18 protein-coding genes and 1 pseudogene are annotated in these 15,388 nt (G+C 30.6%); 12 read left to right on the top strand and 7 right to left on the bottom strand.

Annotated features, from left to right (window positions below; all coding sequences use genetic code 11):
* Window positions 1-80: 80 nt before the first annotated feature.
* Both PG912_RS01875 and PG912_RS01880 read left to right on the top strand, forming a co-directional pair.
* A complete protein-coding gene (locus PG912_RS01875; protein WP_275688258.1) occupies window positions 81-671 on the top strand; it encodes a thioredoxin family protein in 591 nt (196 codons plus the stop codon).
* A gap of 89 nt (window positions 672-760) precedes the next feature.
* On the top strand, window positions 761-1,255 hold the full coding sequence (locus PG912_RS01880; RefSeq protein WP_260586441.1) for an ABC transporter ATPase: 495 nt from the start codon (window positions 761-763) through the stop codon (window positions 1,253-1,255).
* A gap of 103 nt (window positions 1,256-1,358) precedes the next feature.
* On the opposite strand, the gene truB is transcribed toward PG912_RS01880, so the two are convergent.
* The 5 genes and pseudogenes from truB to mce form a co-directional block, all read right to left on the bottom strand.
* Window positions 1,359-2,054, bottom strand: a complete 696-nt coding sequence (gene truB, locus PG912_RS01885) for a tRNA pseudouridine(55) synthase TruB (RefSeq protein ID WP_275688259.1) — start codon at window positions 2,052-2,054, stop codon at window positions 1,359-1,361.
* A 1-nt stretch (window position 2,055) separates the two neighbouring features.
* Window positions 2,056-2,850 carry an undecaprenyl-diphosphate phosphatase gene (locus PG912_RS01890; protein ID WP_275688997.1) on the bottom strand — a complete coding sequence of 265 codons (795 nt, stop codon included), beginning with the start codon at window positions 2,848-2,850 and terminating at the stop codon, window positions 2,056-2,058.
* A 24-nt stretch (window positions 2,851-2,874) separates the two neighbouring features.
* Window positions 2,875-3,096, bottom strand: a pseudogene (locus PG912_RS01895) (DUF3098 domain-containing protein); the annotation flags it as partial.
* A 6-nt stretch (window positions 3,097-3,102) separates the two neighbouring features.
* Complete coding sequence (locus PG912_RS01900) at window positions 3,103-3,981, bottom strand: cell division protein FtsX (protein ID WP_275688260.1); 879 nt, start codon at window positions 3,979-3,981, stop codon at window positions 3,103-3,105.
* A gap of 62 nt (window positions 3,982-4,043) precedes the next feature.
* Complete coding sequence (gene mce, locus PG912_RS01905) at window positions 4,044-4,445, bottom strand: methylmalonyl-CoA epimerase (protein WP_260586436.1); 402 nt, start codon at window positions 4,443-4,445, stop codon at window positions 4,044-4,046.
* Window positions 4,446-4,678: 233 nt separating this feature from the next.
* Between mce and PG912_RS01910 the strand changes: the two genes are divergently transcribed.
* The 6 genes from PG912_RS01910 to PG912_RS01935 all read left to right on the top strand — a co-directional run bounded on the left by PG912_RS01910 (window position 4,679) and on the right by PG912_RS01935 (window position 9,075).
* A complete protein-coding gene (locus PG912_RS01910) occupies window positions 4,679-5,332 on the top strand; it encodes a hypothetical protein (protein WP_275688261.1) in 654 nt (217 codons plus the stop codon).
* 154 nt (window positions 5,333-5,486) lie between these two features.
* Window positions 5,487-5,993 (top strand): hypothetical protein, encoded by a 507-nt coding sequence (locus PG912_RS01915; protein ID WP_275688262.1) that lies wholly within the window; start codon window positions 5,487-5,489, stop codon window positions 5,991-5,993.
* The gene (locus PG912_RS01920) at window positions 5,972-6,721 is read left to right on the top strand and encodes a sensor histidine kinase (protein ID WP_275688263.1); all 750 of its coding nucleotides are present in this window, start codon (window positions 5,972-5,974) and stop codon (window positions 6,719-6,721) included. The genes PG912_RS01915 and PG912_RS01920 overlap by 22 nt, the downstream gene beginning before the upstream one ends.
* Before the next feature lie 48 nt (window positions 6,722-6,769).
* Window positions 6,770-7,417, top strand: a complete 648-nt coding sequence (locus PG912_RS01925; RefSeq protein ID WP_275688998.1) for a response regulator transcription factor — start codon at window positions 6,770-6,772, stop codon at window positions 7,415-7,417.
* A 21-nt stretch (window positions 7,418-7,438) separates the two neighbouring features.
* Window positions 7,439-7,834, top strand: coding sequence for a 30S ribosome-binding factor RbfA (gene rbfA / locus PG912_RS01930; RefSeq protein ID WP_218771535.1), 396 nt, complete (start codon window positions 7,439-7,441; stop codon window positions 7,832-7,834).
* A gap of 38 nt (window positions 7,835-7,872) precedes the next feature.
* Window positions 7,873-9,075, top strand: a complete 1,203-nt coding sequence (locus PG912_RS01935) for an ABC transporter permease (protein WP_275688264.1) — start codon at window positions 7,873-7,875, stop codon at window positions 9,073-9,075.
* A 2-nt stretch (window positions 9,076-9,077) separates the two neighbouring features.
* On the opposite strand, the gene dusB is transcribed toward PG912_RS01935, so the two are convergent.
* On the bottom strand, window positions 9,078-10,079 hold the full coding sequence (gene dusB, locus PG912_RS01940; protein WP_260586431.1) for a tRNA dihydrouridine synthase DusB: 1,002 nt from the start codon (window positions 10,077-10,079) through the stop codon (window positions 9,078-9,080).
* Between the two features lie 190 nt (window positions 10,080-10,269).
* On the opposite strand from dusB, the gene lepA reads away from it, so the two are divergent.
* Window positions 10,270-12,066, top strand: coding sequence for a translation elongation factor 4 (gene lepA / locus PG912_RS01945; protein ID WP_275688265.1), 1,797 nt, complete (start codon window positions 10,270-10,272; stop codon window positions 12,064-12,066).
* Window positions 12,067-12,159: 93 nt separating this feature from the next.
* Here the strand turns inward: lepA and PG912_RS01950 are convergent, their stop codons facing one another.
* A complete protein-coding gene (locus tag PG912_RS01950; RefSeq protein WP_275688266.1) occupies window positions 12,160-12,858 on the bottom strand; it encodes a zinc metallopeptidase in 699 nt (232 codons plus the stop codon).
* A 95-nt stretch (window positions 12,859-12,953) separates the two neighbouring features.
* Here PG912_RS01950 and PG912_RS01955 point away from each other — a divergent pair, with 95 nt between their 5' ends.
* The 3 genes from PG912_RS01955 (at window position 12,954) to PG912_RS01965 (ending at window position 15,385) form a co-directional block, all read left to right on the top strand.
* On the top strand, window positions 12,954-13,985 hold the full coding sequence (locus PG912_RS01955; RefSeq protein ID WP_260586428.1) for an asparaginase: 1,032 nt from the start codon (window positions 12,954-12,956) through the stop codon (window positions 13,983-13,985).
* A 240-nt stretch (window positions 13,986-14,225) separates the two neighbouring features.
* Window positions 14,226-14,939 (top strand): MotA/TolQ/ExbB proton channel family protein, encoded by a 714-nt coding sequence (locus PG912_RS01960; RefSeq protein ID WP_260586427.1) that lies wholly within the window; start codon window positions 14,226-14,228, stop codon window positions 14,937-14,939.
* Window positions 14,940-14,947: 8 nt separating this feature from the next.
* Window positions 14,948-15,385: a hypothetical protein gene (locus PG912_RS01965; RefSeq protein WP_260586426.1), complete on the top strand. Its 438-nt coding sequence runs from the start codon at window positions 14,948-14,950 to the stop codon at window positions 15,383-15,385.
* Window positions 15,386-15,388 lie beyond the last annotated feature (3 nt).

The raw sequence follows: 15,388 nt of genomic DNA on the forward strand, positions 1-15,388 counted from the left end.
GCTCTTTTTAAGTACTGTAACTTAAGTTGCTTTGTATTTTAAAGAGAAGAAATACATTTGTATCATAAGAGATTAGTAAGATGAAAAAAATTATAGAAAATAGTTTAGAAAAAGCCATTTCATATTCGGAATATAGGGTTTTAGTAAAAAGCCTATTAGATGAAGGTAAATCAACAGGACCAAACCAGTCTGACGATTTATTAAATTATAGTTTGTTAAACGATAAACGAATGAAACGTTTAGATAAAACTATAAAAATTTCAGAAGAAACGATAGCAAAATTAAAAGACATAAAAGAGCCACAAACTTGGTTGGTTTTAACAGAAGGTTGGTGCGGCGATGCGGCTCAAAACTTACCTGTTATCAATAAAATAGCTGAAGAAAATTCAAACATTCAATTAAAAGTTGTTTTAAGAGATGAAAATCTTGAGCTAATGGATGAGTTTTTAACCAACGGCGGTAGGTCTATTCCTAAATTAATAGCTTTAAGTAAAAATAATCAGGTGATTGATACTTGGGAGCCAAGACCAACTATTGCAACTAAAATGGTAGCTGATTATAAAGCAGAACATGGTAGTTTAGATGCCAATTTTAAAAAAGACTTACAGATTTGGTATAATAAAAACAAAGGTGAAGATGTTCAAGAAAATCTTGTTTCATTTTTAAAATAAGAATCATTTTTATAAATAATAAATCTCCTTTTTGATTCTCAAGAAGGAGGTTTTGTTTTCTGTATATTTGCGGTTTAGAAAGAATAATTATGTTAGTAGAATTTAGTACTTTATCAGAAGATGCAAAAGTTTGGATTTATCCATGTAACAGAAAATTTTATCCGCAGGAAATAGATGGATTAAATGAACAGTTAAAAACTTTTACTGAAAATTGGAAAGCAGATGATGAAGGTTTTAAAGCTTCATTTGATGTAAAATATAATCGTTTTATTATTTTTTCTGCGGAAGAAAATGCGGAGTTGTCTAATGCTGATATTGATACACAAGTTGGTTTTATTTTACAATTACAACAACAATACGATGTTGAATTGTTAGATAGAATGAATGTGTGTTTTAAGCAAGGTGAATATACACAGTATAAAGAGTTGAAAGACTTTAAAAAGTTGATTAAAAATAAAGCCGTGACAGAAAAAACGATTGTTTTTGATAACTTAATTCAAACAAAACAAGAATTAGAAAATCACTGGGAAGTATCAATTTTAGAAAGTTGGTATAATCGTTTTTTAAAGAAGAAGAAGTCATAATATACTTTTATCTATCTTAATTAATTAAAAAAAGACTGGAATATCAATATTTATTAAATTGATATTCCAGTCTTTTTTTTATGATGTTAATTTGGTGTGAAATCTATTCTGTTTCTAAAGATTTTATAAAAGCATCTACGCTTACTGCATTATCAACATGAAAATCACCAATTTTAGTTCGTCTTAATTTTGATAAATGAGCACCAGAATTTAAAGCAATTCCAAAATCATAAGCCAAAGAACGAATGTATGTTCCTTTACTACAAATAACTCTAAAATCAAGATTGTTACCTGTAATGTTTGTTATTTCAAATAAAGGAATGGTAACTTCTCTTGTTTTTATTTCGGTAGTTTCACCTTTTCTAGCTAGTTCATATAAACGCACACCTTCTTTTTTTATGGCTGAAAAAATAGGTGGTTTTTGCTGAATGACTCCCGTAAATTGTTTGGTCGTTTCATGAATAAATTCTTCAGTAATATGTTCTGTAGAAAAAGTTTCGTTTACCGCTGTTTCTAAATCGTAACTAGGTGTTGTTCCTCCTAAAGTAATAGTACCTGTGTATTCTTTTATTTGACCTTGATACGTATCAATTATTTTAGTTTTTTTACCTGTACAAAGTATCAATAAACCTGTTGCCAATGGATCTAAAGTTCCAGCATGCCCAACTTTTATTTTTTTGATATTGAAACGTTGTCTTATTTCCCAACGCAGTTTATTAACCACCTGAAAAGAAGTCCATTCTAAAGGTTTATCAATCAATAAAACTTGTCCGTTTTTGTAATCTTCTTCCGTTTTCATATTAATTTAATAAAGAGTATCCGATAGCAATTAATCCTACAATTGCGCAGTAAATTGAAAAGTATGATAATTTGCTTTTTTTAACGAGTGCAATCATCCAATTACAAGCAACTAAACCTGCTAAAAAAGCAGCTATAAATCCTGCTGATATTGGAGCAATTTCGGAAGATTGAAAATTAATATCTCCGCTAAGCAGGTCTTTTGCTATTTTACCAAAGATAAGTGGCACTACCATTAAAAACGAAAATCGAGCAGCTTCATTACGATCAATGCCGAGTAAAACAGACGTAGAAATAGTTGCCCCTGAACGAGAAATACCAGGTAACATTGCAATTGCTTGCGAAATACCTATAAGTAATGAGTTATTAAAAGAAACTTCCTTGTTGGTGTTTTTAGCCTTATCAGCAAATAATAATAACACAGCTGTAACTAATAACATAATACCTACAAATAGTATTTTTCCGCCAAAAAAAGACTCTAATTGTTCTTCAAATAATAATCCGATAATTACTGCCGGAATCATAGAAATAATAATTTTTAAAGAAAATTTCATTTCTTCATTCCATTTAAATTGGAACAATCCTTTAAAAATTTCAGCAACTTCTTTCTTAAAAACAACCAAAGTACTTAAAGCGGTTGCAAAATGCAATACAACAGTAAAAGTTAAGCTTTCTTCGGGTACTGAGGTGTCGCCTAAAATAGCTTTTGCTAGTTCTAAATGACCACTTGATGATACTGGTAAAAATTCGGTAAGCCCTTGAATAATTCCAAGAATAATAGCTTCTAATAAATCCATGCTTATTTTTTTAGGGTTGGCGAAAATAGCATAAATTTCAATACCTAAACCAATAAGAACTAAAGTTGGTGCTAAACGAATTCTGCGCCAGCTATAAATTTCTTTGTTAAATACATTAGGATCGTCGCTACCGCCACCTGCCATCAAAATAAAACCTAAAGAGATAACAGCTAAACCAATTAGCATAATAATATAATTTCGTTTGCCGAATAAAAATTCTTGTTTCGGAGTGTTTTCTTTTTTCATATAATCTTAGTAATACAAGTCGTTCGTTTGTAAGTTTAAAAAACGTTGAGTAGCAAAAAAGGTGCTTATCCATGTAATAAAAAAGGCGGTGAATAAAACTCCGCCAACTACATACGCTAATGAAACGTAATCGGTTAATAACTCTAAAGAAGGAATGTATTTATTTGTATAATAAATTACAAAAGCCAAGCCAATTAAAGAGATGAAAGCGCCTAAGACACCTAGTTTAATACTTTGCCAAATAAAAGGTTTACGAATAAAACTTTTGGTAGCACCAACCATTTGCATGGTTTTAATATTAAATCTTTTAGAGTAAATAGATAATCGAATAGAACTGTTGATTAAGATTATAGCTACTAAACCAAAGAAACCACTTAAAACTAATAACCAGAAGCTTATTTTTTGAATGTTTTTTGTTAGTAATTGAACTAAAGGTTTGTCGTAATTTACTTCTGCAACAAATTTGTTTTTATCAAAAGACTTTTTAATTGCATCCATTTTTTCAGGAGTAACAAAAGCTGCTTTTAAGTAAATGTCAATTCCGTTTTTAAGCGGATTGTCTCCTAAAAATTTTAAAAAATCTTCACCTAAATCTTTTTTGTAAGTTTTAGCAGCTTCACTTTTTGTTATATATATAACTTTATTGGTGTAGCTTTCTTTTTGAATGGTTTCCTTAAATTTTTTTAATTGTTTGTCGGTTACATCATCTTTTAAAAATAGTGTCATCACTACTTTTTCTTTAAAGTGATTGGCTACTTTAGTAGATTTTAGTAAAATTAAACCTAAAACACCCATCATAAAAAGCACCAATGCAATACTTACGACTACAGAAACATAGGATGATTGTAAACGGCGTTTTTGAAAAGAATCAAAAGAGGTTGTCATTGTTTAATATGCGTTTTAGACTTTGCAAGATACAAATATTTAAGAAATTTTAAATGAATGTGTTATTCGATTTCTTGACATAACTCAATTAAAACTCCGTTTGTTGTTTTAGGGTGTAAAAAAGCAACGAGTTTATTGTCTGCTCCTTTTTTAGGGGTTTCATTTAATACCGTAAAACCTTCTTTTTGTAATCGTTTTATTTCTGCTTTAATATCGTTAACAGCAAAGGCAATATGATGAACGCCTTCTCCTTTTTTTTCTATAAATTTAGCAATGGGACTTTCGGGTTTTGTGGCCTCTAATAACTCTATTTTATTTACTCCTGATTTAAAAAAAGAAGTTTTTACGCCCTCACTTGCTACTTCTTCAGTTTTATAATGAGGTTTCCCAAAAAGTGAAGCAAATAATTCATTTGATTTTTCTAAATCTTTTACGGCAATACCAATGTGTTCTATATTATTCATTTTGTAAAAATAATAAAATCTATTAGGAATTAACGTAGTAAATACAAGAGTGTATGCTATGATAAAAATCAGTAAAACCATTGCGGTCTTTAAAGTGTTTTTCCTGTTTTTATAGATGGCTTTATTTGTTAGTTGTTTGTTTTGGTGTGCTTTAGTATCCGTTTTTGTAAATATTGTTTGTCTTATTAAATAATAAGAAGCTATCTTTAAGCATGTTAAAAAATAAAATTACGATGAAAAAAACTGTTTTATTAAAGCTATTAGTTGTTGTTTATGCGATAGCTTTTATACTTTTTATGACTTCTTGTGAGAAACATGAGTGCAAGCGTAGCCACGAAAAAAGTGAGCATAAAGTGATTGAAGGTACTTTTAATTATGCTGATAAAGGAAGGCCAACAAACATGATTAAATACAATGAAATTGTAAATATGTTAGAAGCTTATGATTCTACTAGAAAATTTGTGTTAGAAAAATCTTTAGGTTTTGAAGATACAAGAGTAAATACGTATCCGATAGAGGAATTAAAAAACTATTTAGGATATATTGAAAACTTATGTGTGCAAAAAAACATACCATTAACAGGTATTAATATTATTTCGGCAGCATATCCTAATAAGAAATCAAATTCCAAAGAAGCTGGATATCAAACTTTAATATTTATGCCAACGACCACCATTGATGGAGAAAATTTTGTGACATTTGATCCGTTAAAATCTGTAAAAGGGAATCCAATAACCTTTAAGTCAATACTCGCTAAAAAAGGATATAAATGGTTATATGATAATAGTAAGGTTTCGAAAAATAAAAATGGAATGTTTTTGAAAAATTTATCAGGAGATGATGATAGTTCTGGTTCAAATAAATTAGGATCAATTCCCCCAATGTAATACTAGTAAAATGAAGCTTTTAAACATCGCATATATTTTAACGTTTATCTCTCCTGTTTTATATCTTATAAAATACAGGAAATCGTTTCGTTATGAAAAAATAAGATATTTCTTGTGCTACGTATGCTTAATAGCTTTAATAGAGTTTTTTATTTTGTTCTATAGAAATTTTATTAATGAACCAGGAACATTTACCAATTTCATTTATAATGTTTTAGTCTTTTTTGAATACAATCTTATCTTTTTATTTTATAAAGACATTTCTAAAGAAAAACTAACACAGGCGTATATTAAATGTGCTTTAATTATTTTTAATATAATTTATTGTGTTTTAGGATTTTATTATGGGCAAGAAGTCATGTCAAAATATATCGTTTCTATACTTGTTATTGGGACTATATTAGTTAGTATAAATTTTGTTTTATATTTAAGAGAATTTTTATTGTCTGATAAAATATTAAATTATCAAAAAGATATTACTTTTTGGATTACGGTTGGGTTTCTGTTGTACTATTTAGGTACACTGCCATTAACAGCAGTTTCTGAGTTTGTATACACAGAAAATAACATTGATGTATTTGCAATACAAATAGTACTTACAATTATTATGCATAGTTGTTTTATTTATGGAATTATAACATGTTGGAAGAAAAACATATAGCACTTATAGGAGTAACTGTTTTAACGGTACTTGGAGTCGTTTTTTTAATTATTCTTTTTACCGTTTTTCAACGTCGTAAAAACAAATTATTATTAGAAAGGGAAGAGAACAAGAAACGTTATGAAAAAGAAATTGCAGAAACTCAAATAGAGATACGTGAAGAAACTTTGCGAAATATTAGTTGGGAATTACATGATAATATCGGGCAACTTTTAACTTTAGCAAAGATACAGATGCAGCATGCGTCACCCGAAAACATGGAGGAGATTTCTCAAACAATAACGAGGAGTTTAACAGAAATAAGAGCGCTGTCTAAATCAATAAACCCAGATTTTATAAATAATATAAGATTAAAAGAAGCTTTAGTATTAGAGGTTGAACGTTTTAATAGACTAAATTATATTGAATCAACTTTAGTGATTACGGGAGAAGAAAAAATAATTAACCAAAAACATGGAATTATTATTTTTAGAATGTTACAAGAATTTTTTTCAAATACAATAAAACATTCAAAAGGAACAAAGTTAGATGTTTATGTTTCTTATAATGAATCTGTTATAGAGATTGTAGTTAAAGATAATGGCGTTGGTTTTGAAATGAATAAAAAAAACACAAAAGGTATCGGACTACAAAATATAAAAGCAAGAGCAAAGCTTATAAATGCAGTGGTTAAAATGAAGTCAAAACCACAAAAAGGAACAAGTTTAATAATAAATTACTATATTTAGAAACCAAATTTATTTTCCCCTTTCAACAAAACTAATTAAACCTACAAAATTATGAAGTATTCGGTTGTTGTTGTGGATGATCATACGTTATTGTCTCAAGCCATTGAAGGGATGGTTAATACTTTTGATAAATTTAAAGTATTATATACCTGTAAAAACGGAAAAGAAGTCTCCGATAAATTTTCTGCATCACCTAAAAATATTCCAGATATAGTACTGGTAGACGTTAATATGCCGGTAATGAACGGTATTGAAACAACTGCATGGATTGTTGAGCATCATCCACATGTGCATGTAATGGCGTTATCAGTTGAGGATGCAGATAATACCATTTTAAAAATGTTAAAAGCAGGTGCTGTTGGCTATTTATTGAAAGATACTCAAAAGGAAGTGTTAGAAAAAGCACTGATAGAAATGATGGATAATGGCTTTTATCATACAAAGAATGTTACCACATTATTATTAGATTCAGTTTCAGGAAAAAATGGAAATAACAACGTGTCTTTTAAAGGTAATGAAATGAAATTCATGAAGTTAGCTTGTTCTGAGTTAACCTATAAAGAAATAGCCGAAAAGATGTTTTTAAGCCCTAAAACTATTGATGGTTACCGTGATAGTTTGTTTACAAAACTTAATGTAAGAAATAGAGTAGGGATGGTAATGTATGCAATAAAAAATAAAATTTACACTCCGTAATTTTATCCTTAAATTTGCAGCATGGAAGAAACGAATAGGCAACGAAAAATTGCAGGAGTATTACAAGAAGATTTGGTAGATGTTTTACAACGTGCTGCACAAGATGGAATGAAAGGAGTGATTATATCGGTATCTAAAGTTTCGGTTACTGCAGATTTAGGTGTTGCGAAAGTATATTTAAGCGTATTTCCTTCTGATAAAAGAGATGAGATTGTTGACGGTGTAAAGTCGAACACACCATTGATTCGTCATGAAATGGCGAAAAGAACAAGACATCAATTAAGAAGAATGCCAGAATTATTGTTTTTTGGTGATGATAGTTTAGATTATATCGAAGATATTGATAAATCTTTAAAAGGTGATGATGTAGATCCTATTAAAAATCCAGATGTTTTACCACGTCGCCAAAAACGTTAATAAATTTTATTTAAAATAATATTTAAGATTTATTAAAATTGAAATTTTCTTTATACATAGCTAAAAGATACCTGTTTTCTAAAACAAGTACAAACGCAATAAATATTATTACATTTATTGCTGTTTTTGGCGTTGTAATAGGTGCTTTAGCATTGTTTGTAATTTTATCTGGTTTTTCAGGGTTAAGAACATTTAGTGATTCACTACTTGACGCATCTGACCCAGATATAAAAATAACCACTGTAAAAGGGAAATCTTTTGAGTATTCTAATGCTGTTCATCAGCAATTAATTCAGAATACCGAAATAAAGACCATTTCAAAAATTATAGAAGAACGTGTCTTTTTAAAGTACAAAGACAAGAGCCAGATAGCTTACATAAAAGGAGTTGATGAAAATTATGTAGGTATTATTCCTGTTGATTCTCTGTTAGCTGTAGGAACTTGGGTAGATCCTGAGTTTAAAAATACAGCAGTTATTGGTTACGGAATTTCGTATAAACTCTCGTTAAGTATTTTAAATTTTGGAGAGCCTTTGCAAATTATGGTGCCAAAGCCAGGTAAAGGGTTTGTAAATGTAAATAATGCTTTTCGATCTGTATCTACACAAATTATCGGAGCGTATTCGGGTTCAGAAGAGTTTCAAAATAAATATGTTTTTACTGAGTTATCTTTAGCGCAGGAATTATTGAATTATGATGAGAATCAAATTTCGGGAATAGAGTTAAAACTAAAAGAAAATATTGATTTAGATGATTTTCAAGAAGAATTGCAAAATAATTTAGGGGTTGCTTTTAACGTAAAAACAAGAGCGCAATTAAATGCCTTGTATTATAAGGTTATTAATACCGAAAATTTCATTTCGTATTTAATTTTCACACTAATAATTGCTATCGCTTTGTTTAATGTAATAGGGTCGATAATTATGATGATTATTGATAAGCGTCAAAACCTTAAAACTTTATACAACTTAGGTGCAAGTATTGATGAAATTAAAAAAATATTCATCCTTCAAGGTTTTTTATTAACCATTATGGGTATGATTGTAGGTGTCGTTATTGGTATTTTATTAGTGTTAGTACAACAACGTTACGAACTATTTATGATTACCGAAAGCCTAGCTTATCCAGTTGAATTTAGATGGGTGAATTTACTAGTGGTAATTCTTACCATTTCAATACTGGGATTTATAGCGTCTAAGGTAGCAAGTTCAAGAATTTCTAAAGATTTTATTGAGAAATAAACTTAACCTATTTCAGGAATAATCATATTTCCGAATTTAGCTTCTACTTCATCAAAAGCAGCAAAAACATCTTTTGCATCATCCGAAGTAACCATTTTCATACGGTATTCTTTAAAATGCGGAATCCCTTTAAAGTAATTTGTGTAGTGTCTTCTTGTTTCGAAAACTCCTAAAACAGGTCCTTTCCAATCAATAGCCATTTGTAAATGTCTACGAGCCATTTCTACTCGCTGCGCAATTGTTGGTTTTGCTAAATATTCACCTGTTTTAAAATAATGCTTTACTTCGTTAAAAAACCAGGGATAACCAATAGCGGCTCTACCAATCATACAGCCATCTAATCCGTATTTATCGCGCATTTCCATTGCTTTTTCTGGCGAAGTAACATCACCGTTTCCAAACACAGGAATGTGCATTCTTTGATTATTTTTAACTTGAGCAATTGGTGCCCAATCAGCATCACCTTTATACATTTGTGCACGTGTACGACCGTGAATAGAAATTGCAGCACAACCAACATCTTGTAGGCGTTCGGCAACTTCTATAATCTTAATAGAATCATGATCCCAGCCTAAACGTGTTTTTACGGTAACAGGTAAATTGGTGTGTTTTACCATGGCTTCAGTAAGAGAAACCATTAAATCGATGTCTTTTAAAATACCCGCGCCAGCACCTTTAGAAACTACTTTTTTAACAGGGCATCCGAAGTTAATATCAATAATATCAGGCTTCGATTTTTCTACAATCTCTACCGTTTTTAACATCGATTCTAGGTTTGCACCAAAAATCTGAATTCCAACAGGGCGTTCTTTTTCGTAAATATCTAACTTCATTACGCTTTTTGCAGCGTCGCGAATCAGTCCTTCCGAAGAAATAAATTCAGTATAAACAACATCAGCACCGTTCTCTTTACACAATGCTCTAAACGGTGGATCACTCACATCTTCCATCGGCGCTAATAATAGCGGAAAATCAGGAAGTTCTATATTACCAATTTTTACCATGGTGCAAAGTTACTTTTTATTTTTTATTGAATAAATATTTAATTGTACAACGTTTTTCAATAAAGTATCTTTGTCGGTCATAAGAGGTTAGGAATACGACGAATGAAACCCATAATGGGTATTTAGTAAAATAAGATGTCTTTTAAAATTGTTTTCTAGATTTTTTAAGGGATTGAGAAATTTTATATTGATGAAAAAAATAAGAAATTTTTGCATTATTGCACATATTGATCACGGTAAAAGTACACTTGCCGATAGATTACTAGATTATACAGGAGCAGTAACTGAGAGAGAAAAAAAATCGCAGTTATTAGATAGTATGGATTTAGAGCGTGAACGTGGTATTACCATTAAGTCGCACGCAATTCAAATGGAATATACGTTTGAAGGTGAAGATTATATTTTAAATTTAATTGATACACCTGGGCACGTAGATTTTTCTTACGAAGTATCTCGTTCAATAGCAGCTTGTGAAGGTGCTTTGTTAATTGTTGATGCAGCTCAAAGTATTCAGGCGCAAACAATTTCTAATTTATATTTAGCTTTAGATAACGACTTGGAAATTATTCCAGTTTTAAATAAAGTTGATTTACCATCTGCAAATCCTGAAGAGGTTACAGATGATATTGTTGATTTATTAGGTTGTGAACCCGAAGATGTAATTCACGCAAGTGGAAAAACAGGTTTTGGTGTAGATAATATTTTAGCTGCAATTATAGCAAAAGTTCCGCCACCGCAAGGAAACCCAGATGCGCCATTAAAAGCATTAATTTTTGATTCGGTTTATAATTCATATAGAGGAATTGAAACTTACTTTAGAGTAATTGATGGTTCTATTAAAAAGAATCAACGTATTAAATTCATGTCAACAGGTACCGAATATAAAGCAGATGAGGTTGGTACTTTAAAGTTAGAACAAGAAGTAAAACAAGAAGTAAAAACAGGAGATGTAGGGTATTTAATTACAGGAATTAAAGTTGCAAAAGAAGTAAAAGTTGGAGATACTATTACTGACTTTGAGAACCCAACAGAGACTCTTATTGATGGGTTTGAAGATGTAAAACCAATGGTTTTTGCAGGTATTTATCCAGTTGATACTGAAGATTACGAAGAATTACGTAATTCGATGGAAAAGTTGCAGTTAAATGATGCTTCTTTGGTGTTTCAGCCAGAAAGTTCGGCGGCATTAGGTTTTGGTTTTCGATGTGGATTCTTAGGGATGTTACATATGGAAATTATTCAAGAACGTTTAGAGCGTGAATTTAACATGACCGTAATTACAACGGTTCCTAACGTTTCTTATCATGCGTATACAAAGAAAAATCCGACGGAAATAGTATTGTTAAATAATCCAACAGATTTACCAGATCCGTCTAGATTAGAAAAAGTTGAAGAGCCTTTTATTAAAGCATCAATAATTACAAAATCTGACTTTGTAGGACAAGTAATGTCGCTTTGTATAGAAAAAAGAGGAGAGATCGTAAATCAAACTTACTTAACAACAGAGAGAGTTGAGTTAACGTTTGATATGCCTTTGGCAGAAATTGTTTTCGATTTCTATGATCGATTAAAAACAGTTTCTAAAGGATATGCTTCATTTGATTACTCTCCGATAGGAATGCGTACTTCTAAACTAGTTCGTGTAGATATTTTATTAAACGGCGATCCTGTTGATGCACTTTCAGCATTATTACATGCCGATAATGCTTATACAATTGGTAAGAAAATTGTAGAAAAATTAAAACAGTTAATACCAAGACAACAGTTTGATATTCCTATTCAGGCGGCAATCGGAGCTAAAATTATAGCACGTGAAACAACAAAAGCTTTACGTAAAGATGTAACAGCAAAATGTTATGGTGGAGATATTTCACGTAAACGTAAGTTATTAGAAAAGCAAAAGAAAGGTAAAAAGAGAATGCGTCAGGTTGGTAATGTAGAAATTCCACAAGAAGCATTTATGGCAGTTTTAAAACTAAATGATTAAGTCTTAAGACTAAGATATATAAATATAAAAAATGCTCTCGGTTTTCCGAGAACATTTTTTATTTAGAAAGAAATGTAAACGTATCTAGAATGCCTAATCTCTACTTCCTAAAATACGTAACGCCCAGTATAAAAGCATTGCTAAAGAACCTAATGCGGCAACTAAGTATGTTCTTGCAGCCCATTTTAAAGCATCTTTAGAGCCCGCTAATTCTTCACGAGTTACAATATGTTTATTTTCTAACCAAGCTAACGCTCTATTACTTGCGTCATATTCTACCGGAAGTGTAATAAAACTAAACAAAGTTCCCATTGCCATAAAAACAAGTCCGCCAATAGCAACCATTTGTCCAATTCCTGGCTGACCAGCACCGGCACCTAAAATAAGACCACCAATAATCATCCATTGAGAAAAACGAGAAGAAATACTAACGATAGGCACTAATTTAGATCGCATCGTTAACCATTGATATGCTTTTGCATGTTGTACAGCATGACCAACCTCGTGAGCAGCAACTGCAGCAGCAGATGCGTTACGTTGATTATAAACACCTTCACTTAAATTAACGGTTTTATTTTGTGGATTGTAATGATCTGTTAACATACCTGGTGTAGAAATTACTTTTACGTCATTAATACCATGGTCGTTTAGCATTTTTTGAGCTATTTCTGCTCCGCTCATACCATTACGTAAATGAACTTGCGAATATTTCTTAAACTTTCTTTTAAGTGTATTACTTACTATCCAGCTGAATAAAGAGATAATACCTATTAGAATATAAAATCCTATCATATTTATTTAGATTTAAATTTTTGTGTCAATTTTGTTTGATAAATTTACAACATAAATTATTCCAATATTAAATTACCTATAATAAAAGTGTCATAATGTCAAATAAGCCTAAAATTTTAATAGTATATACAGGAGGAACCATAGGTATGGTTAAAGATTATAAAACCGGAGCATTAAAGGCGTTTGATTTTAGTCAGATATCTAGTAAAATTCCTGAATTGCAACAATTACATTGTGATATTGATACGATTTCTTTTGATGAACCTATTGATTCATCAAACATGAGTGTGAACTATTATATTGATATTGCTCAAATTATTTCTGATAATTACAATAAATTTGATGGTTTTGTAGTACTTACAGGTTCTGATACGATGTCGTATACATCATCAGCAATTAGTTTTATGTTTGAAAACTTAGAGAAACCTGTAATTTTTACAGGTTCTCAATTACCAATTGGAGATTTACGAACAGATGCAAAAGAAAATTTAATTACCTCAATACAAGTAGCCTCAACTTATGAGAACGGAAAGCCAGTAATTCAGGAAGTTGGCTTGTATTTTGAGTATAAATTATACCGAGCAAATAGAACAACAAAAATAAATGCCGAGCAATTTGAAGCTTTTGCTTCGATGAATTATCCACCTTTAGTGGTAAGTGGTGTTCATTTAAATTTTAATTATCCAATGTTGTTTACGCCAAAAAGTGAAGGTAAAAAACTTGTTTTTAGAAAGAATTTAGATAATAACGTAGCTATTTTAAAATTATTCCCAGGCATAACGGCATCTGTAGTAAAAAGTTTTATAAGTATTCCTAATTTAAAAGGGGTGGTTTTAGAAACTTACGGAGCAGGAAATGCCCCTACAGAAAAATGGTTTATTGATTTATTAGAAAAAGCCGTAGCTGAAGGTACTTATATTGTGAATGTAACCCAATGTGCAGGAGGAAGTGTCATTTTAGGACATTACGAAACAAGTTCAGATTTAAAACGAATCGGAATTGTTGATGGAAAAGATATCACAACCGAAACCGCAGTTGCAAAAATGATGTATTTATTGGGAGAGAAGCTGTCAAAAGAACAATTTAAGCATTATTTTGAAACTTCATTAAGAGGAGAAATTAGTTAAAACATGTTTTTTAATTCATTTTTAACGTGTGTAACTACTTGAAATAGTAGAGGAAACAATAAAAAACCTATAAATAACACAGTTTTTTTTAATGTACCAAGATTTTTTTGTTACTTGCCACATAGAAAATTAAAAGTGTAATAAGTACAAGCAAAGAACTACTTTTTGATAAAAAAAAGAGTTTTTTATAACAAAATTTGTATTTTTAACCCGTTAACTATTAAAATTAATTATAACAAAATGAAGAAAGTAGTAAATTTCCTAACTGTTGCAGGATTTATGTTTTTAGGGGCTATTCAGTCTGCTAATGCTCAAGATGCAGAGAAAACTTTTCACCAAGAGTTAAAACAACGTTTTATTGAAGGAGATCCTCAGTTTATGGGTATCGTATTGGTCGCTTTAATTTTAGGTTTAGCAATTGCAATTGAAAGAATCATTTATTTAAACATGGCAACAACGAATACTAAGAAATTAGTAGCTAGTGTTGATGATGCCTTAAGTTCTGGTGGTGTTGAAGCTGCTAAAGAGGTTTGTAGAAATACAAAAGGACCTGTTGCTTCTATTTTTTACCAAGGTTTAGAAAGAGCTGATGAAGGTTTAGAAGCTGCTGAAAAAGCAGTAGTAGGTTATGGTGGTGTACAAATGGGATTATTAGAGAAAAATGTTTCTTGGTTATCTTTATTTATTGCATTAGCACCGATGTTAGGTTTTATGGGTACTGTAATTGGTATGATTGAAGCTTTTGATAAAATCGCAGTAGCAAATGATATTTCTCCAGCAGTAGTAGCAGGTGGTATTAAAATTGCACTTTTAACAACTGTATTTGGTCTTGTAGCAGCAATTATTTTACAGATTTTTTATAATTACATCGTTTCTAAAATCGATAGTATTGTAAACAACATGGAAGATGCTTCTATTTCTTTAATCGACTTATTAGCTAAGTATAAAAAATAATCAATCGTATGAATAATAAAGTATTAACATTACTTGTAGCTGCAATATCATTAATTGGTATCGCGTTATTTGTAAACGTTGTAATAATAGATCCTGATAATAAAGAAGCTGTTTCAGATGCTGTTTCTCCTTTAGTAAGTTATTCATATTATTTACTAATCGGAATCGTAATCGTTGCTATAGTGATTTCACTATTAAGCATGTTTAAAAACCCTGCCGCTTTAAAGAAAACGGCATTAGGTATTGCAGCTTTAGCGGTGCTTTTTGTAGTGTCTTATATGTTGTCTTCAAACGGACAAGTAATAGGTGCTGATGGCGGAGAGCTAGTTGCAGAAGGAAGTATTTCTAAATGGGTAGGAACAGGAATTAGTTTTACCATGATTTTAGGTGCTATTGCAGGAGCATTCTTTGTAGTAGATTTATTAAAAGGAATCGTTAAATCGTAATTT

The organism is Tenacibaculum retecalamus (assembly GCF_027941755.1).
Classification (GTDB): Bacteria; Bacteroidota; Bacteroidia; order Flavobacteriales; family Flavobacteriaceae; genus Polaribacter; species Polaribacter haliotis_B.